Source organism: Pseudomonas sp. Larv2_ips (assembly GCF_963879675.1).
In the GTDB taxonomy this organism is placed as follows: Bacteria; Pseudomonadota; Gammaproteobacteria; order Pseudomonadales; family Pseudomonadaceae; genus Aquipseudomonas.
Window position 1 is genome coordinate 1 of the sequence record NZ_CAWOAW010000043.1, and the last position, 18,496, is coordinate 18,496.

11 protein-coding genes are annotated in these 18,496 nt (G+C 62.2%); 6 read left to right on the plus strand and 5 right to left on the minus strand.

Annotated elements, in window-relative coordinates; all coding sequences use genetic code 11:
* The first annotated feature begins 440 nt into the window (after nt 1-440).
* The 4 genes from AACV02_RS30090 to AACV02_RS30105 all read left to right on the plus strand — a co-directional run bounded on the left by AACV02_RS30090 (nt 441) and on the right by AACV02_RS30105 (nt 6,339).
* A complete protein-coding gene (locus AACV02_RS30090) occupies nt 441-725 on the plus strand; it encodes a DUF6124 family protein (protein WP_177413661.1) in 285 nt (94 codons plus the stop codon).
* A gap of 147 nt (nt 726-872) precedes the next feature.
* Complete coding sequence (locus AACV02_RS30095) at nt 873-2,114, plus strand: exonuclease SbcCD subunit D C-terminal domain-containing protein (RefSeq protein ID WP_119735877.1); 1,242 nt, start codon at nt 873-875, stop codon at nt 2,112-2,114.
* A complete protein-coding gene (locus tag AACV02_RS30100; RefSeq protein WP_119735879.1) occupies nt 2,111-5,749 on the plus strand; it encodes an AAA family ATPase in 3,639 nt (1,212 codons plus the stop codon). Before AACV02_RS30095 ends, AACV02_RS30100 begins: the two co-directional genes overlap by 4 nt.
* Nucleotides 5,746-6,339, plus strand: a complete 594-nt coding sequence (locus AACV02_RS30105; protein ID WP_119735881.1) for a glutathione S-transferase — start codon at nt 5,746-5,748, stop codon at nt 6,337-6,339. Before AACV02_RS30100 ends, AACV02_RS30105 begins: the two co-directional genes overlap by 4 nt.
* 126 nt (nt 6,340-6,465) lie before the next feature.
* Here the strand turns inward: AACV02_RS30105 and AACV02_RS30110 are convergent, their stop codons facing one another.
* The 3 genes from AACV02_RS30110 to AACV02_RS30120 form a co-directional block, all read right to left on the minus strand.
* A complete protein-coding gene (locus tag AACV02_RS30110; RefSeq protein WP_106580498.1) occupies nt 6,466-6,645 on the minus strand; it encodes a hypothetical protein in 180 nt (59 codons plus the stop codon).
* Between the two features lie 156 nt (nt 6,646-6,801).
* Nucleotides 6,802-7,977: a lactonase family protein gene (locus AACV02_RS30115; protein WP_119735883.1), complete on the minus strand. Its 1,176-nt coding sequence runs from the start codon at nt 7,975-7,977 to the stop codon at nt 6,802-6,804.
* Nucleotides 7,964-8,251 (minus strand): DUF5629 family protein, encoded by a 288-nt coding sequence (locus AACV02_RS30120; protein WP_119735885.1) that lies wholly within the window; start codon nt 8,249-8,251, stop codon nt 7,964-7,966. The genes AACV02_RS30115 and AACV02_RS30120 overlap by 14 nt, the downstream gene beginning before the upstream one ends.
* 141 nt (nt 8,252-8,392) lie before the next feature.
* Between AACV02_RS30120 and AACV02_RS30125 the strand changes: the two genes are divergently transcribed.
* Nucleotides 8,393-13,303, plus strand: coding sequence for a hypothetical protein (locus tag AACV02_RS30125; protein ID WP_119735887.1), 4,911 nt, complete (start codon nt 8,393-8,395; stop codon nt 13,301-13,303).
* A gap of 102 nt (nt 13,304-13,405) precedes the next feature.
* On the opposite strand, the gene AACV02_RS30130 is transcribed toward AACV02_RS30125, so the two are convergent.
* Nucleotides 13,406-15,781 carry an efflux RND transporter permease subunit gene (locus tag AACV02_RS30130; RefSeq protein WP_119735889.1) on the minus strand — a complete coding sequence of 792 codons (2,376 nt, stop codon included), beginning with the start codon at nt 15,779-15,781 and terminating at the stop codon, nt 13,406-13,408.
* A gap of 18 nt (nt 15,782-15,799) precedes the next feature.
* Nucleotides 15,800-16,831 carry a WD40/YVTN/BNR-like repeat-containing protein gene (locus tag AACV02_RS30135; protein WP_177413664.1) on the minus strand — a complete coding sequence of 344 codons (1,032 nt, stop codon included), beginning with the start codon at nt 16,829-16,831 and terminating at the stop codon, nt 15,800-15,802.
* Between the two features lie 300 nt (nt 16,832-17,131).
* Between AACV02_RS30135 and AACV02_RS30140 the strand changes: the two genes are divergently transcribed.
* Nucleotides 17,132-18,247, plus strand: a complete 1,116-nt coding sequence (locus tag AACV02_RS30140) for a Gfo/Idh/MocA family protein (RefSeq protein WP_119735893.1) — start codon at nt 17,132-17,134, stop codon at nt 18,245-18,247.
* Nucleotides 18,248-18,496: the final 249 nt, after the last annotated feature.

Sequence of the window (18,496 nt, forward strand, 5' to 3'; positions counted from 1 at the left end):
TACTTTTGGGGCGTTTGCCAAAAGTGACCCGCTGTAAGAGCGGAACCCTAAGTGGCCGTGACCGCAGCAACGGATATGTACTCAACCACCCCCGCCCCCACGGTAGATCAGTGCCACCTGATCGACACGCATTGTTAAAGGCCAGCAATCCACATCCCTTTAATTCGCGGGAAGTTTCCTAGACAATCCTTCGGCCTTGCGCCTGCCCACCTCACTGGCTAGCCTTCGCTCCGTCGCTGCATATCAGCGATCAGGGGTGAGATCCTGTGTAGGCGCCAAGTGTCACAACCGCGAGCAATATGCTCTATGGCGGCTGTGTGCGGGCAGACTTCGGTCTGGCCGGGTGCTCCTACCGGTTATCTCACCCCGCACATAGCTGCCACCTTTTGTCGAGTGAGATCTGCAAAAGAATGGCTCCCAATCTTCCAGGAGTTTCATTCATGAACAAAATCGTCCCCGACCCACCCCGCGAAATTTTTGAGCGTGCCCTGCGCCACTACTTGCAACCCGATTCACTGCCGTCCTTCGTCGCGCATCACGACCTCAGCTTCGAAGACGCCCTGGCCCAAATCTGCGACCTGCTGCGCTGCGCCGCCGCCACCGCGGCCAGCACCACGCAAACGCTGCTCGGCCATGAACGCGACATGGCGAGCACCACCGAACACCTGATCAACAACGCCAAAACCTTGGCCGACCGCGCGCTGAACTGCCTGCACGCCGCATAACCCCTGTGGACGCTGGCGTGCCTGCAACACAGCCACCTCGCTCTGTCGGCACGCCAACCCCCACAGCCGATCTGGCTCGTCCGCGGGCACGGTGCAGGCTTTTACAGGTAAACTCCCCTCCTTTTCATCTTCTCCGCGGAGTTCGCCTTGCGTCTGTTCCACACCTCCGACTGGCACCTCGGCCAAAACCTGCATGGCCAGGAACGCGACTTCGAACACGCCTGCTTCCTCGAGTGGCTGCTGGGCCAATTAAAAGCCGAGCAGCCCGATGTGCTGCTGATCGCCGGCGATATCTTCGACACGGTCAACCCGCCGCTCAAGGCCCAGGAGCGGCTGTACGACTTCATCATCAGCGCCCACGAACACAACCCGAAACTCACGATTGTGATGATCGCCGGCAACCACGACTCCGGCTCGCGCATCGAATTGCCCGCGCCGTTGATGCGCCGCCTGCGCACGCATGCCCTGGGCCGCGTGCTGTGGCTGGATGACGGCCAACTGGATGCCGAGCGCCTGCTGATCCCGCTGCCTGACGCCAAAGGCAAGATCGCCGCCTGGTGCCTGGCGCTGCCGTTTTTGCGCCCGGCGGAAGTCACCGGTGCGCACTTGGGCGACGACTACCTGCGCGGCATCGGCCAGGTGCATGAATGGCTGATCGCCGCCGCCAATGCCAAACGCAAAAAAGGCCAGCCGCTGATTGCCATCAGTCATGCGCATATGGCCGGTGGTTCGGTGTCGGAAGACTCCGAGCGCAGCCTGATCATCGGCAATGCCGAGGCGCTGCCCGCCAGCCTGTTCGATGCCAGCGTGAGCTATGTGGCTCTGGGCCATTTGCACAAGCCACAAAAGGTGAACGGCGAAGAACGCATTCGCTACAGCGGCTCGCCGATTCCCCTGTCGTTTTCCGAAATCGGCTACAAGCACCAGATTCTCGACGTGACCTTCCAGGGCCAACGCCTGGTGGGCGTCGAGCCGCGGCTGATCCCGCGTTCGGTCAACCTGCAACGCCTGGACGCTGCGCCGCTGGCGGATATCCTCAAGCAACTGGCGGATCTGCCCGACATCGATCTGCTCGCCGAGACCCAACGCCACCCGTGGCTGGAAGTGCGGGTGCGCCTGGACGAGCCGCAACCGGACCTGCGCCAGCAAATCGAAACCGCCCTGCAAGGCAAGGCCGTGCGCCTGGTGCGCATCGCCGCTGAATATGCCGGCAAGCGCGGCAGCGACGCCACCGACGACGAGCGCCTGGTCGAACTCGACCAGCTCACGCCCCAGGAGCTGTTCAGCCGCGCCTGGCAGGACAACTACGGCAGTGAAGTGGATGAACAGACCTTGAAGGATTTCGCCGTGCTGCTCCAGGAAGTGCAACAGGCGGGTGAACAGCCATGAAGATTCTTGCCATCCGCCTGAAAAACCTTGCCTCACTGGCCGGCCCGTTTGAAATCGACTTTACCGCCGAGCCCCTGGCCAGCGCCGGGTTGTTTGCCATCACCGGGCCGACCGGCGCGGGCAAAAGTACCTTGCTCGATGCCTTGTGCCTGGCGCTGTTTGGCGCGGTGCCACGCCTGGGCGATACCGGCCAGGCCAAGATGCCGGATGCCGACAGCGACATTTCCATCGGCGACCCACGGACCCTGCTGCGCCGCGGCACCGGCGGTGGTTATGCCGAGGTGGACTTTGTCGGCGTCAACGGCCGTCGCTACCGTGCGCGCTGGGAGGCCAACCGCGCCCGCGACAAGGCCAGCGGCAAGTTGCAGAACAGCCGGCAAAGCCTGATCGACCTGGACAGCGACCAACTGCTGGCCAGCCAGAAGACCGAATACAAGACCCAGCTGGAACTGGCCCTGGGCCTGAATTTCGAGCAGTTCACCCGCGCGGTGTTGCTGGCGCAAAGTGAATTCAGCGCGTTCCTCAAGGCCAACGACAATGAGCGCAGCGAACTGCTGGAAAAGCTCACCGACACCGCGCTCTACACCCAGCTTGGCCGCCGCGCCTTCGACAAGGCCAAGGATGCCAAGGACGCGCACAAACAACTGCAAGACCAGGCCACCGGCGTGGTGCCATTGGCCGCCGAGGCCCGTGCCGAACTGGATCAACAGTTGGCCACGGCGCAGCAGCAGCTCAAGACCCGGCAGGCCCAGCTCAAGCAGTTGGAGTTGCAGCACACCTGGCTCAAGGAGTTGCGCGAATGGCAGGAGCGCCAACAAAGCGCGACTGAGCAACTGCAACGCGCCCTGGCCGATTGGGATGGCCAGGGCCAGCAGCGCGAGGATTTGAGCCGCCTGGAGCACTTGGCGCCACAGCGCCATCAATTTGCTCGACAGGTTGAACTCGGCACGTTGCTGACGCCGCTCGCCGCGCAGATTCATCAGCACCGCGAGCAGCAAACCGCGCTGCACACGCGTCAGGAGCAGGCGCAAGCCCAGCAAGTGGCGGCCCAGGCGGCACTGGCTGAGGCGCTGAAGCACCAGGCCGACGCCGTGCCCTTGTTGCGCCAGGCCGTTGAAGCACAAAGCACCCTCGCCCACCTGACCAAGGACCTGGCCAAACGCACCGAGGACCAGCAGCAACACGAAGTCGCCTGCACCCAAGGCCAGACCTTGTTGAAGGGGTTGCAGGACAAACACACCCACGTTGCCGAACGCCTGCAACGCCTGGCTGCCGAGCTGGAGCGCAGCGCCACCCTGGCGCCGCTGAGCGATGCCTGGGGCGCTTACCGCGACCGTCTGCAACAGTTGATGCTGATCGGCAATCGCTTGAACAAAGGCCAGAGCGAACTGCCGCTGCTGGAACAACGCGCCACCATCGCCGCCGAAAAATTCGCTCAGCAACGTGACGCGCTGGACCTGTTGTATCAGGAAGCCGGCGCCGAGCCGCACGCGGTCGCCGAGCAGATCCACCTACTGGCGAGCCTGCTGCAGGACAACCGCAAGCAGCAACGCGCCTTTGAAGACCTGACACGTCTGTGGGACAACCAGCAGCAGCTTGATCAACACGCCGCCAGCCTGACGCAGAAGCTCGCGGACGCCCAGCAACAGCGCGAACAGCTGAACCAGACCGGTCTGCAAACCAAGGCCGAGCTGGCCGTCGCCGAGCAAACCTTGACGGTGACCAAACAACTGCTCGAACGCCAACGCCTGGCCCGCAGCGCCAGCGTCGAGGAATTGCGCGAGCAGTTGCAGGACGACCAGCCCTGCCCGGTGTGCGGCAGCCATGAGCATCCCTATCACCAGCCCGAAGCCTTGCTGCAAAGCCTCGGCCGTCATGATGAGAACGAAGAAGCCACGGCGCAGAAAGCCGTCGACGTGCTCAAGGAAAAACTCACCGAGCTGCGCGGCGAAGTGGGCGGTTTGATCGCGCAACAAAAGGAGTTCCTGCAACAGCAGGAGCAACTGACGACGCAACAGCACGCGCTCAAACCCAGCCTGGATGCACACCCGCTGTCGGCCTCGTTGTTCAATCAGGACGCCGCCAAGCGCAGCACTTGGCTGGCCCAGCAATTGGCGCAACTGACGCAAAGCATCACCCAGGACGAACAGCGCCAGGGCGCCCTGCTCAACCTGCAACAAAATGCCGGGCGTTTGCAGCAGCAGTTGCAAGCCGCTCAGGATGCGAGCCAGCAAGCCCGGCAGTTGCTGGTGGACCAGCAACGCGAGCTGTCCAACGACCGCGAACGCCTCGACGAAGAGCTGCATGCCTTCGCCAGCCTGCTGCCGGCCGAAACCCTCGAAGGCTTGCGCCGCGAACCGGCCGCGACCTTTATGCAGCTCGACCAGCAGGTCAGCCAACGCCTGGAACAGCTGGGCCATCAGCGCGATGAATTGGCCGAGCAGCAGGAACGTCAACAGGCCATCGAGAAAGAACAGACCCATCAGCAGCATCGCCAGCAGCAACTGGACGCCTTGCATCAGCACGTCACCGAGTTGTCCGCGCAGCGACAGGCCGCGCAGGCACAACTCACGGCACTGCTGGGCGATCACGCCAGCGCTGAGCAGTGGCAGCAGCAACTGGACCAGGCGGTGGCGCAGGCACGTCAGCGCGAAACCGACGCCAATCAACAGCTGCAAGACCTGCGTAATGCCCTTGTTCAACTGGCTGCCGACCTCAAGGCGCAGCAGGAACGCCAACAGGCACTGACTGCTGAGCAGCACAGCCTCGACGAACGCCTGAGCGAATGGCGGGCGCTGCACCCCGAGCTGGATGACGAGGGGCTTACGCGCTTGCTCGCCTTTGATGACAGCCAGATCAGCGCGCTGCGCCAGCAGGTGCAACACAGCGAAAAAGCCGTCGAACAAGCCAAGGTGCTGCTGCACGAACGCGAGCAACGCCTCGCCGAGCATCAGGCCTTGCACAACGGCAACCTGGACGCCGACCAACTCGATGGCAGCCTGGCCACGCTCAACCAACAATTGGCCGAGGGCGAAAAACACTGCGCCGAGCTGCGCGCGCGCCAGGCCGAAGACCAGCGCCGACAGGACGCCAACCACGCGCTGGCCGAACAGATCACCCAGGCCTATGAAGAATGGCAACGCTGGGCGCGCCTGAATGCGCTCATCGGTTCGGCCACCGGCGACACGTTCCGCAAGATCGCCCAGGCCTACAACCTGGACTTGCTCGTGCACCACGCCAACGTGCAATTGCGCCAACTGGTGCGCCGCTACCGCCTCAAACGCGGCGGCAGCATGCTCGGGCTGTTGGTGATGGACACGGAAATGGGCGATGAACTGCGCTCGGTGCACTCGTTGTCCGGGGGCGAAACCTTCCTGGTGTCGCTGGCGCTGGCGTTGGGACTGGCGTCGATGGCGTCCAGCACGTTGAAGATCGAGTCGCTGTTTATCGACGAAGGTTTCGGCAGCCTTGATCCGGAGTCGCTGCAATTGGCGATGGACGCCCTGGATGGTCTGCAGGCCCAGGGCCGCAAGGTGGCGGTGATTTCCCACGTACAGGAAATGCACGAGCGCATTCCGGTGCAGATCCAGGTCAAGCGTCAGGGCAATGGCTTGAGCACGCTGGAGGTCAAGTGAGCGAGGCGCTGCTGTATTCGTTCCGGCGCTGCCCGTATGCGATGCGGGCGCGAATGGCGTTGCGCTACGCGGGCGTGCCCGTGCAGATCGTCGAGGTGAGCCTGAAAGCCAAGCCGGCCGACATGCTCGCGCTGTCGCCCAAGGGCACGGTGCCGGTATTGAGTGTGGACGGTCGGGTCATTGAGGAAAGCCTGGAGATCATGCTCTGGGCCCTGGCGCAGCACGACCCTGATGACTTGTTGCTCAAGGGCGACCCACGGGTGCTGCAACTGATCGCCGAGAACGATCAGGCCTTCAAACATCACTTGAATCGATACAAGTATGCCGAGCGCTACCCGGAGCTACCGATGGAACATTATCGGGCCGAGGGCGAGGTGTTTTTGCGTGCACTGGAGGCTTTGTTGGCGGATCGGGCGTTTTTATGGGCCGAGCATTTGAGCCTGGCCGATGTGGCACTGGCGCCGTTTGTGCGTCAGTTTGCGCACGTGGACCGCGAGTGGTTCGCCAGCGCGCCGTATCCTCGTTTGCAGGCCTGGCTGCAGCGTTTTCTGGAATCAGCGCTGTTTGTCGCGGTAATGGCAAAACCCTGAGCCCAACACAATCAAATGTGGGAGCAGGCTTGCCTGCGATGCCGACAACTCGTTCCAACGGATACACCGAGTTGCTTTCATCGCAGGCAAGCCAGCTCCCACATGTGACCGTCGCTCAGCTCACGCTCAGTGCTGGGTCTTGTGATCCAGTGCGGCGTAGAAGTTGGCGCTCTGTTGCAGGTATTTCTGGGTGTAGGCCGTGGTGTTGGATTTTTTGCCGGACACTTCCACGCTGGCGGCGGCAGGCAATGCCACGGTGGCGGAAACAGCGGAAGCGGCGATGATGGAGAAGAGGTTCAAGTTCATGTCGGTAACCCTTGTGTTCGTTGGTTTAGGTGGCCGGGGAAGGCCTTGGAACCCAACTTACGCCCGAGGGCTGAACCTTGGTAATGCTTTGAAACAGTAGCCGCTATTAATAGAATTAATACACCGAGTCAGGCCCCGCATGGCGGGGCCTGTGGCTTATTGACGCACCAGAAACTTCAGGTCACTGGGAGCATCGATCGGCAGTTTCTGCACGGTTTTACCCAGCAGGCCGGTCTTGGGGTCGCGTTCGACTACCACGATTTCGTTGCTTTTCTGGTTGGCGATCAGCAAAAACTTGCCGCTCGGGTCCAGGCTGAACTCGCGCGGGTGGTCACCTTCCACGGAGCGGCGCTGCAGTTCCTTGAGGTGCGCGGTGGCCGGGTCGATGCTGAACACCAGCATCTGGTTGGCGGTGCCGCGGTTGCTCACGTACAGGAATTTGCCGTCGCTGGAGGCGTGTAGCGCCGCACCGGCCTTGTCGGCCACCGGCTGCCCGGCAGCAAAATCGACCAGTTGGGTCTGGCTGAGCTTGCCGTCGTTGTAATCGAACACGGCGACCTGAGCGCTCATCTCGGTGGTCAGCCAGGCATGCTTGCCATCCGCGCTGAACAGCAAGTGACGCGGGCCGCTGCCCGGTGGCATTGGCACGGCGGCAGGGTTGGCCGGGGTCAGCGGCAGTTCAGGGTTGGCCTTGGGGTCGTAGTGGTAGGCAAACACCTTGTCGGCGCCCAGGTCCTGAACAAACACGTAGTTGCCGTCCGGCGATGACACCACCGAATGCACATGGTTGGAGGCCTGGCGCTCCGGGTTTACCCGGCTGGACGGATGCCCGCTCAGTTGCACCGGCGCCGACAGCTTGCCAGCGGCGTCAACCGGCAGGACTGCGAGGCTGCCACCCGGATCTTCGAGTACCGAATAGTTGGCAACGAACAGGTAACGCCCATCAGCGGCAAGGCTGGAATGGGTGGGTTCATTGCCCAGGCTCTGCACCTGGTTGATCAGGGTCAATTGATGGTTCTGCGGGTCAATGCTGTAGCTGCTGACGCGGCCGACCGGGTCTTTCTGGCCCGGGCCGTTCTCGTTGACCACGAACAAATGCTTCTGGTCTTTGGAGATCGTCAGCCACGACGGGTTGGCCGCCTTCGCGGCCAGTACCGGCTTGCCGCTGAATTGACCGGTACGGCTGTCAAACTGCAGGCGGTAGATACCCTCGCTGGTACCGGCGGTGTAGCTGCCCACCAGCAGTTCGTAGGTGTCTGCCGGGGCGGCTTGCACCGACATGGCACCGACACTGCCCGCCATCAGCAGGGGCCAGAATTTACGCATCATCATCCGCTTCATCCTCGTCGTTATTGTTGCCGGTGAAAGCGCTCATGCAGATCAGGCGGTGCTCGCCCGAATCACCGGTAAGGGTCCAGCTTTGCAAGGTGTCATCGAAGGTGGCGGCCTGCACCTGCTCCAGGCTGAAACGCCAGCGTTTTTCAGCACGGCCGTCCATGGCAGTGATCAGCAAGGCCTGTTCATCAAAGGTGAAATCAAAGGCATGCAGGCCATCGATTTCAAGCATGTCGGAAGTCTTCAGGACGGCAGGCAAATTATCAGTCATCACAGTCTTTCATCAGGTTCAAAGCGCTAATGATAGGCCAGTTTGCTGCCTGCACCTAAGGCCATAACGGGCTACCGCCTCCGGGCGACGCAGCGCATTACCTTGCTGGGGCGCGTTTTGCTCCCCTGTAAAGGAATACCCATGACAGACCCGAACACCGTCCCTGCTGCACACCCGGCCCGACAAGCGGTTGAAGCCCGGTTTCTCACTCGCCCGACGCTGCGCTCAGTCACTGCGCAGTTGCTGGCCGACCACTTGAAGGAAAAATACCCGCCGCTGCGCTCTGCGCTCGCTGACCTGCGCCTGGCCATACCCCGTGACGGCGGCGGACGCAGCTTGCTCCCGCTGCTGGAGGTGGCGCTCAGTCACCTGGCCGATGGCAGCTTTCCCGATGTGTCCATGCGCTACGGCCTGGACTGCTACCTGGGCGACGCCACGGGAACCCGGCTGAGCTTTGAGGCCGATGGCCCGCACGGCTATGACCTGGCAGTCATCGAAGTCGTTATCAGAGAACTGCCGCTGATTCTGAGCATCGCCTTTCAAGACGCTTTGGCAGCCTACTGGAGCCAGGACACGGAGGCCGGCGGCAGCCGCTGGCAGTGGCTGGCCCGCGTGCTGCACGGCGCGCTGCTCGACTCGGCCATTCGCCAGCCAGGGAGCCTGGCACGACAGCTCGATACGCTCCTCACACTGGCCCGTTACCCCGAGCGCAGTACGCGCGCCCAACGCCCCTGGCCGCAGAAGGCCGTGCGTGCCTATACCCTGGAAACCGTTCTGGAGCAGGCAGGCCGCCGACTCACCCTGCAAGCCAGCGATGTGTTGGTGGTCGCCCCGACGCAGGTGTTGCTGTGCCGCGTATCGGGGCAGATCGAGGCGTACGCCGACCTCGAGGCCTTCGGCCAGGCCTGGGGAATGCACCTGCAGCAGCGTTTTCGCGCGCAGCGCATCATCTGGAAGCAGTACGAGCCCGACGGCAATATTTTCGAGGTGCAAGCCGCGCTCATACTTGAGGGACAACTGGAGGCTCTCGCGGCCATTGAGCTCCCGGCCGGGTCCAGCGTGCAGGCCTTGGAACTGCGGTTTGCTGCCGCTACAAACCCGGCGCAAGTCTTCAGCCCCTCGACCACCACACCGCTGGCAACCCTGAATTCGATCCGCGCAGCCCTGCCCGCCTGGCTGCAGCACGCCAGCGCGGCCGAGCGCCTTGCTTACCGTGAGTGCCTGCTTGAACAGGCCGGCATCCGCCGCTTGACCCTTGGCGATTCGGATTTCGACAGCCTGGAAACCTTGCGCAGCTATGCAACCGAACATTTGAACCACCAACTGTGCCTGGATCGCAGCGTCGCCCTGGGTGGCCAACGCGCCTGCGACGCTGCCGCTCGATCGAGTGGCTACCACGCCGACGATCTGCAACTGACCTTTCACGTGGCGGTGGGCACCCTGGCCGGCGGTTACGTCGAACCGGTGACCCTGAGCCTGGTGGATCTGGCCCTGAAAAACCTCTCGGGCGCGCCCAATGGCCGCATGACACTCAGCCACCGCACCGGTCGGGCAATCGAAGCCTGGCTGACAGCCGACGCCATTCGCCAACTGGTCCAGCGTGTCGACATCGGCAAAAATTACCCTCTTTACCTGCGCCAGGAGCTGCTCGGCGATACCGAGGCCGCGCAAAAACGCAAGCGCCTGTTCGAACAGCAACGGCCGGTGCAGCTGAAAACTCAAGCGCTGGAGCACAGGCTCAAAGGCGAAGCTGGCCTGACACCGCGCGGCATCCTGTGGGTGAATGCCGTGCTGAACCCGACCTCCACGGGGCGCCGGGTCGACGGCGAAAGCATCGTCATGCGGGTGCTGGCCTTGGTGCGCAAGCCCGGCGCCACGGCGGACGTGGTGCAAAACATGTTCATCATCGAGCCCCTCGATACGCAACGAGGCCCGCACCTGCTGTATCGGCCGGCCTATCGCGACTCGCTGCTGGAGTTTGCCAGTCGCGACAGCCTGCTGGCCGGCCTCGTACGGCCCGGCGCGTTGCAGGACAGCGTTTTGACCTGGTTGCCGGAATCGGCCAGAGCCATCTACAGCAACGGTGGGTTTACCCAGCCTCACTACGTGCGGGTCGGCCTGGGCTCGGAATTCGACCCGCTGCCGCGCGTGCCTGAACCTGCGCAGTTGGCCGCCGCTGGCGACCAGAGCAGCGACGAAATCCTTCAGGCCCTGAACAATGGCAGCCTCATGGAGTACCTGTTCGGCTGCGAGACTCGGCAACTGCTGGCGCAGGCTGAGCGCGCGTCCACGTCCAATAGCGAGAGCCGCTGGGCGTTGATCCTGGAAGGTATGCAGTTGGGCTTCAATACCCTGCTGATGGCCGTGCGCGGGCCACTGGCGGCAATCGGCTGGCTGATGCAACTGGTGCAGGGCCTGACGCACGATGTGCCGGCGCTGGAAAGTGACGACCCTCAGACGCAGGCACTGGCGTGGGTCGATCTGCTGCAAAACATCGCCCTGTTGCTGGTGCATCACGGCTCGCTCACGGCGGCGCCGGTGCACCCTGTACTGGACGAAGCCTCGCCCATGTTCCCGGCGTTGCGGCGTGCAGCGTTGGGCGCGGCAACGAGCCAGCCGGCGATCATTGAACGTGGCACGGTCGGCCTGCCTTCCGAACCGCCCGGCGGTGGCCGCACGCTGGTGGATTTCGATCATTCGCTGGCCAGCGACGAAGCATCGGCAGCGCTGCTGGAAAAACTGCGGGCATTCAGCCTGCCCTGGCCACAGTCCCTACCTGCGCAGGTTAGCGCCGGGCGTCACCTGGGTTTGTATAACCTCAATGGGGTCTGGCATGCCTCGGTCGGTGGTTTGCTGTTCAGGGCCAGCATCGTTCCGGGTTTTGGCGACGTGTATATCGTGCACCCCGAAAAAACCGACCACCCCGGCATCAAGCTTCGCACCGATGGAAAAGGCCATTGGACACTGGACCGCGGCCTCAAACTGGTGGGCGGTGGCCCCAAGCGGATGGCGGCCTTGCGCGAGGAAAACCAGCGTAGAAAAAACGCGCTGCTGGCACGCGGGCAGGCGCTCAATACGCAAATAACCCATTTGATGGCGCCCTTCCTGGCATCCATGGAGCAGATGTTATCTGCCACCACCGCCTTGAAAAACCAACGCAAAACCGTGCAACTGGTCTGGAATCTTTTGCAAAAAGCGACGCCCGAGCAACAGCCGGCCCTGACGGCGCGGCACCAGCAGGAGACCCTGAACCACCAGCAGCGACGCACCGAGTTTCAGATTCTGCTGCAGAACCTCGAAGACCAATTTGCCCAGTCCCTGCCCCCACGCCTGGAAATGGTCAAGGTGGGCCAGGAGCTGGAAAGGGTCGGCGGCGCCGGTGTGCACGTGCATGACCGGGCAAAAATCCTGGGGACCCTATGGAACCAGCAGTCGGCCATCCAGACGTTGTTGTTGGACCGGTTGAACGCCATGCGTTTTTCCAGCGCGGGCGAGCCCATGGCGCAGATGGCACGCAGGATGTTTGTCGACAACCTGCTGGGAGACACCACCGTCTACGACGAATACATCCGCAACACGGTTGAATCGGCCAATATCCGCGAGCACATGGCCGAGGTCGCGGCGGTCATGGAGCATACGCTCGAACAACTGGAACAGGACTCGTTGGCGGGCCGTGTGATCCGCCAGGAATGCCTGACGCAGATCCAATACCCGCAGAATTTTTTCGCCAACAACCTGAGGCTCAATGCGCTCAATTACCTCGCCGCCGCCAGCGTGGCGACGGCCGACCGACGATTGCCACCCCAGGAGGACTTTTACCTCAACCGGCTTGAACAAAGCGACCTGGCCCAAGCCCTGCAGTCTCACGTCGAAGTGCGCAGCGGTGCCGAATACCCGCTGGCCGAGCAACGTAATGTGTATGAGACGGTCCTTGACCGGTACCGCCGTCATGAGGATGCGATTCGCGCCCTCAAGGCCCTCAACCCCGGGCGCCTGCGCCCGGAGGCCGAACGCCTGCTGACAGGCCTTGAATTTGCCCAGGCGCTTGCGCAAAGCGAACTTGAAGCGGTGGTACGCAAACAGGAAGAGCTGGACGTCGTGCTGCCCTTGTCGAAAACCCTGCGTCCCAAAAACCCGGCCAAACGGGTATTTAAAACCCGCAAAAAAGCCTACCTCATCGGTGAGCTCAAGCCTGCCGATGCACAGAACAGCCAGGAGCAACTGACCCTCACCGACGCCTTGACCGGTGAAACCATTGCCTCGTTCAGCCAACACGCAGACGGTTGGGCCACGACCGCAAAGGACCCGGCGGCTGCCCCGGCCGGCGCAGCCCAGGTTCGCTCACTGGCCACCCTCAAAGGCCTGGCCCAGGCGCTGATCGAACAACGCAAAGGCATTGAACAACTGATCACGGCCGAGCAGCAAAAACTCGACTCGCCGTTGACCCGTCAACACGTCGACCCGGGTGACTGGAATGAATTGCTCATGGGCCACGCCGGAAAACTCACGGCCTTGGCCGATGAGTTGGCACGCGACCATCTGGCGCAAAAAACCGCGGTGCAACGCCTGATCGATGAATACCGGGCACACGCCAGGGACATCAGCCGGCTGGCGCAGCGCGTGTGCAGTGAGGCGTATAAACGGCAATGGCCGACCCAGGAGAGCCTCAATTACCTGTGGGAACAAAAACAGATCGACATCAACCTGACCAGCCTGGCCGACCCGCAGCGCCCGACCCTCAGCGGCGACTTCTTCACCGAGTACGCGGTGTACGACAAGGCCAAGAAACCGCCGGTGGTGTTGTGGTATGCGCACTTTCATTACGCCCATGCCGACGCCCTGCCCGCCCACTACACGCGGGCCCACCTGAAGCTGCCGGAACAGCGCAAGTACACGCAGAAGGACTTGCTCAAGCAGCATGTCCAGGCCGACCTTCATACCCGCACGGAACCCGGCGCCGAACCGCTGACCCACATTCTGTATGTGCTGATTACGCCGCCCGTGGATCAGTTGTTCCTGGCCATCGCGCCAGTGCCACGGGCACCGCGCTGACGCCTTGCCCTGTACATTGCGCTGGGCCACTTCATAACCTGACAGGCCGCGTGGCAAGGGCATTGCGCCCTTGCCACGCGGCACTGCGCGACGGTGTCGGGCTTAGTGTGCAAACAGCGAGTTGCCCTTCTGCCCCGCGAGCTTTTCAGGCTTGATCAGGAACCGTGCCAGCGCCGGCAGCAGCCACAGCGCGCCGAACATGTTCCACAGCAGCATGAAGGTCAGCATCAGGCCCATGTCGGCCTGGAACTTGATGGCCGAGAAGATCCAGGTGCACACGCCGATGGCCAGGCACAAGCCGGTGAACAGCACGGCTTTGCCGGTCGACTTGAGCGTCTGGTAGTAGGCCTCTTGCAGTGGCAGGCCGGCGCGCAGGAAGCTTTCAAGACGGCTGTAGATGTAAATGCCGTAGTCCACGCCAATCCCCACGCCCAGCGCCACCACCGGCAGGGTCGCGACCTTGACGCCGATGCCCATGAACGCCATCAACGCGTTGCCCAGCACCGAGGTCAGCACCAGCGGCAGCACGATGCACAGGGTGGCGGCCCACGAGCGGAAGGTGATCATGCACATGGTCGCCACGCACAGGTACACCAGGATGAGGATGGTCAGTTCCGACTCTTTGATCACCTCATTGGTCGCCGCTTCGATCCCGGCGTTGCCGGCGGCAAGGATGAATTCCAGGCCGTCCCTGTTGTTTTCCTTGGCAAAATCCTGCACCGCATGCACTGCGCGGTCGAGGGTTTCGGCCTTGTGGTCGTTGAGGAACACCAGCACCGGCGCGAGCGAGCAATTGTTGTTGTACAGGCCGTCGGCGCGGGCAATGGAGTTGTTCAGCACGTCGGGGTTGCGCGACAGGGTTTCCCATTTCAGGTTGCCCTCGTTCATGCCCTTGATCATCTGCTTGGACACGGTCACCAACGAGATCGCCGACTGCACGCCTTCGGTGTTCTGCATCTTCCACATCAACTGGTCGATAGGCGCCATGGCTTCGTAGCGCGAGCAGCCTTCGGCACGGGTCTTGACCATTACCACCAGCACGTCGGAGCTGGTGGAGTAGTTGTTGATGATGAAGTTGTTGTCCTTGTTGTAGCGCGAGTCCGGGCGCAGTTCCGGCGCGCCCTGGTCGAGGTCGCCGATCTTCAGGTTCTGGCTGTACCAGAGACCGCCACCGAAGGCGATCAGTGCCAGCAGGATGGACACCGGCGCGACCTTGGCGCTGGCGAATTTGGACAGCAGGCGCCAGAACGGGTGTTCGCGGTGCGCATCTTTCTTGCTTTTGGCGATGGCGCGTTTACTGATGCCTACGTAGGAGATCGCCACCGGCAGCAGGATCAGGTTGGTGAACACAATCACCGCCACGCCGATGGAGGCGCCGATGGCCAGCTCGCGGATCACACCGATGTCGATGATCAGCAATGTGATAAAGCCCACCGCGTCGGCGAGAATCGCGATCATCCCCGGCAAAAACAATTGCCGGAACGTGCGTCGGGCGGCGGTCAGCGCGTTGTCCGCCTCACTGGACTGCAGCGCAATGCCGTTGATCTTCTGCACGCCGTGGGAAATACCGATGGCAAAGATCAGGAACGGCACCAGCATCGAATACGGGTCGAGGCCGAAACCGAAGAAGTGCATCAGGCCGAGCTGCCAGACCACTGCCACCAGCGTGGTGCTCAATACCGCGACGGTGCTGCGCAGGCAGTTGGTGAACCCCAGCAGCAGAATCAGGGTGATGACAAATGCGATGCCGAAGAACATCACCACCATCACCAGGCCGTCGATCAGGTCGCCGACCTTCTTGGCAAACCCGACGATGTGAATCTTGACGTTGGGGTTTTGTGCTTCGAACTTGTCGCGGATCTTGTCTTCAAGTTCGTGGGAAAACTTGCGGTAGTCCAGGGCCAGCAACTTGCCCTGGTCCTGTGGGTCCGGGTAGGACTCCAGCAGCGGGATGTCGACAATGCTCGACTTGAAGTCGTTGGCCACCAGGCGCCCCACCTGGCCGGACTTGAGCACGTTGTTGCGCAACTGGTCGAGGCTTTCCGGCGAGCCGTTGTAGCTCTGCGGGATCACTTCGCCGCCGGCAAAGCCTTCCTCGGTGACCTCAGTCCAGCGCACGCTGGGGCTCCACAGCGACTTGAGGCCCGAGCGGTCGACGCCGGAGATGTAGAACACCTCGTCGTTGATCTGGCGCAGGGTCTCCATGTATTCCTTGGTGAAGATGTCACCGTCCTTGGCTTCCACGGAGATGCGCACCGTGTTGCCCAGGTTGGCCAGGTCATTGCGATGCTCCATCATCTTTTCGATGAAGGGGTGCTTGAGCGGGATCATCTTTTCAAAACTGGTGGACGGGCGAATCAACGTCGCCTGCCAGAACAGAAAAATGCTCACCAGCAGGCAGATAACGATCACTGCCGGGCGGTTGTTGAAGATCAGGCGCTCAAGAAAGGTCGCTTTATCGTTGTGATGACTGCTCATTGAAACCCCGCCTTCTTATTATTTTGAGAGCTCTGCACCGGCGGCCGAGGCCACACGCACGCCACCCTGCCCGACCAGAATCAAGTTGCCGTTGCCCGTCGCGGTAACCGCCGAGAGTGAAATGCGGTCTGGGCGGTTGAACACGCTGAAGGTCTGCCCGTCGTCATGGCTGACCACCACGCTGCCACCGTTGCCGACCACCACCAGCGAACCGTCGTCGAGCAACGTGGCGCCGGACAAGCCGAATTCCAGGGCACCTCGCGCCGCGTTCAGCTCAACCTGTTCCCAGGTGCTGCCAAAGTCCGTGGAACGGTAGAGATTGCCGCGCAGGCCATAGGCCAACAGGGTGTGGGGTTGAGCGGTACTGATCACGCCAAACAGCGAGCCCTGGTACGGGCCTTCGAGCTTTTCCCAGGTCTGGCCGTCGTCACTGGAGCGGAACATGCTGCCCTGCTCACCGACGATAAACAGCCCGGCGTCCTTGATAGAGGCGATGGCGTTGAGGTGGAACTGGTCTTCGTTGTCGAGGCGGTCGCTGACGTCTGCCCAGGTTTTGCCGCCGTCGGTGGTTTCGATCAACGCACCGTAGGCGCCCACGGCCAGGCCGTGCTCGGCATCCTTGAACCAGATGTCGAGCAAGGGGGCTTCGCGTTTGAGGTCTTGGTATTGCTGGGTCCAGGTGGCGCCGCCATCGGCGCTTGCAAGAATCTGTGCGTCGTGGCCGACAGCCCAGCCGTGTTTTTCATCGACGAAAAACACCGCCGTCAGCAGTTGCCGAGTCGGCACTTTGGCTTGGGTCCAGGTGCTGCCCTGGTCATCGGAATAGAGGATGTGCCCGCGATCACCGACCGCCACCAGGCGGGAGCCGGCGTGCACTACGTCGATCATCAGGCCTTTGGCGGCCTTGGGGGATTGAATCGCAAATGCCGGCGGTGCGCCGGTTTCATCGGCTGCCAGCACGGGTGTCGACAACACCCCCAGCAGCGAGAGCGCTGTAGCCAGCATCGCAACCTTGCGTGCGGCGCGCGGGCGGCAAACAACCCAACCCATGACAGGCTCACTCATAGACCTTTCTCCCGATTTATTATTGTTAGGTCGTCTTGCCTTGCCGGCCTCTGAAACCTGCAATCTAGAGCGCCTGAAGGAAGCAGGGGCCATCCTATCGGGCTTTCGAATCGTCTGACAATCGGCGCTACGTTATCTTTTGTTAACTGGCGGGCTATGACGATGGCCTGAATATGAGTGCATTACCCAGGCTGATTAATGAATATTTATTCCATCTCTTGAATTTAGAGAATATTTATTCCATTAATGCACGTCCTGAAAACAATAATCCAAAGGAACACCGCTATGCGTGAACTCGGAATCGGCCTGATCGGCACGGGCTTCATGGGGCGCGCCCATGCCTTGGCGTTCAACAATGCCCGCGCGGTATTCGAACTGCCGGTACACCTCAACCTAGCTGCCTTGGCCGATGCCGACACCGAACGCGCACAGCGTTGCGCTACCGCCTGGGGGTTTGCCCAGGCCCACGGCGACTGGCAGGCGCTGATAGATGACCCCACCGTTGATGTCGTGGCCATCACCACGCCCAATCACTTGCATTACCCCATGGCCATGGCGGCGATTGCAGCGGGCAAGGCGGTGTATTGCGAAAAACCGCTGGCGGTCAGCCTGCAGCAGGCCGAAGCCATGCGCCGCGCCGCGAGTGCAGCCGGCGTGGTCACGCGGGTAGGCTACAACTATCAGCACAACCCGATGATCAGCCTGGCGCGGCAGATGATTGCCGACGGCGAACTGGGCGAAATCATCAGTTTCCAGGGCGAGTTCAGCGAAGATTTCATGGCCGACCCGGCCTCACCGTGGTCGTGGCGCTGTGACGTGGCACATGCCGGCGGCGCCTTGGCGGATTTGGGCAGTCATTTGCTGTCGATGGCGCGCTACTTGGTCGGTGAGGTGCACAGCGTGTGCGCCGACACCCAGACCGTCCACGCCCAACGCCCGGTCGTCTACGGCAGCAGCGACCGTAAACCCATCGCGGTGGATGACCAGGTGCACGCACTCTTGCGCTTTGCCAACGGCGCGCGCGGCACGGTGAGCAGCAGCTGGCTCAAGCACGGCTACAAGAACCACCTGAGTTTTGAAATCAGCGGCACGCGAGGCACGCTGGCGTTCGATCAGGAGCGCTTGAATGAACTGCGGGTGTGTCGGCTCGGCCAGGACGGTTTCCAACGGCTGCTGGCCGGCCCTGCCCTGCCCGGCTATGCCGCGTTCAGCCCGGCGGCCGGGCATCAACTGGGGTACAACGAGTTGAAAACGCTGGAGGTGCACGAATTGATCATGGCGCTGGCGGGGCAAGGCGCGGGGGGCACTGACTTTGAGGGGGCATGGGCGGTTGAGCAGTTGGCAACGGCGATTCGTGTGGCTGCCCGTGAAGCGCGTTGGGTTGTGGTGGGTGAGGTGTGAGCGCGGGGGCTGGGTTTGACCGGGTGTTTATCCGTTGTTTGGGGGAGGGCCGCTTTGGGTTCCGCCCTTACGGCGGGTCACTTTGGAAAAGCCCCAAAGTAACCAAAGGGCTCTTGCCCCACCACTCGGCACCTCGCTTAGGCTCGGTGTGCCCTCACTCCGGCATTACGGAGCGGGCCGCCGCGACGGGCCGTCCCTGCCCCGTCGCGGCTAAACCGGCGTCCTGCCGGTTTACCCGCTCCGTACTAC

Bases quoted from the DNA above. Each gene is read 5' to 3' on its own strand.
- AACV02_RS30090 (WP_177413661.1), top strand. From the start codon at position 441: ATGAACAAAATCGTCCCCGACCCACCCCGCGAAATTTTTGAGCGTGCC.
- AACV02_RS30100 (WP_119735879.1), top strand. From the start codon at position 2,111: ATGAAGATTCTTGCCATCCGCCTGAAAAACCTTGCCTCACTGGCCGGC.
- AACV02_RS30110 (WP_106580498.1), bottom strand. From the start codon at position 6,645: ATGAACTTGAACCTCTTCTCCATCATCGCCGCTTCCGCTGTTTCCGCC.
- AACV02_RS30115 (WP_119735883.1), bottom strand. From the start codon at position 7,977: ATGATGATGCGTAAATTCTGGCCCCTGCTGATGGCGGGCAGTGTCGGT.
- AACV02_RS30120 (WP_119735885.1), bottom strand. From the start codon at position 8,251: ATGACTGATAATTTGCCTGCCGTCCTGAAGACTTCCGACATGCTTGAA.
- AACV02_RS30125 (WP_119735887.1), top strand. From the start codon at position 8,393: ATGACAGACCCGAACACCGTCCCTGCTGCACACCCGGCCCGACAAGCG.
- AACV02_RS30130 (WP_119735889.1), bottom strand. From the start codon at position 15,781: ATGAGCAGTCATCACAACGATAAAGCGACCTTTCTTGAGCGCCTGATC.
- AACV02_RS30135 (WP_177413664.1), bottom strand. From the start codon at position 16,831: ATGGGTTGGGTTGTTTGCCGCCCGCGCGCCGCACGCAAGGTTGCGATG.
- AACV02_RS30140 (WP_119735893.1), top strand. From the start codon at position 17,132: ATGCGTGAACTCGGAATCGGCCTGATCGGCACGGGCTTCATGGGGCGC.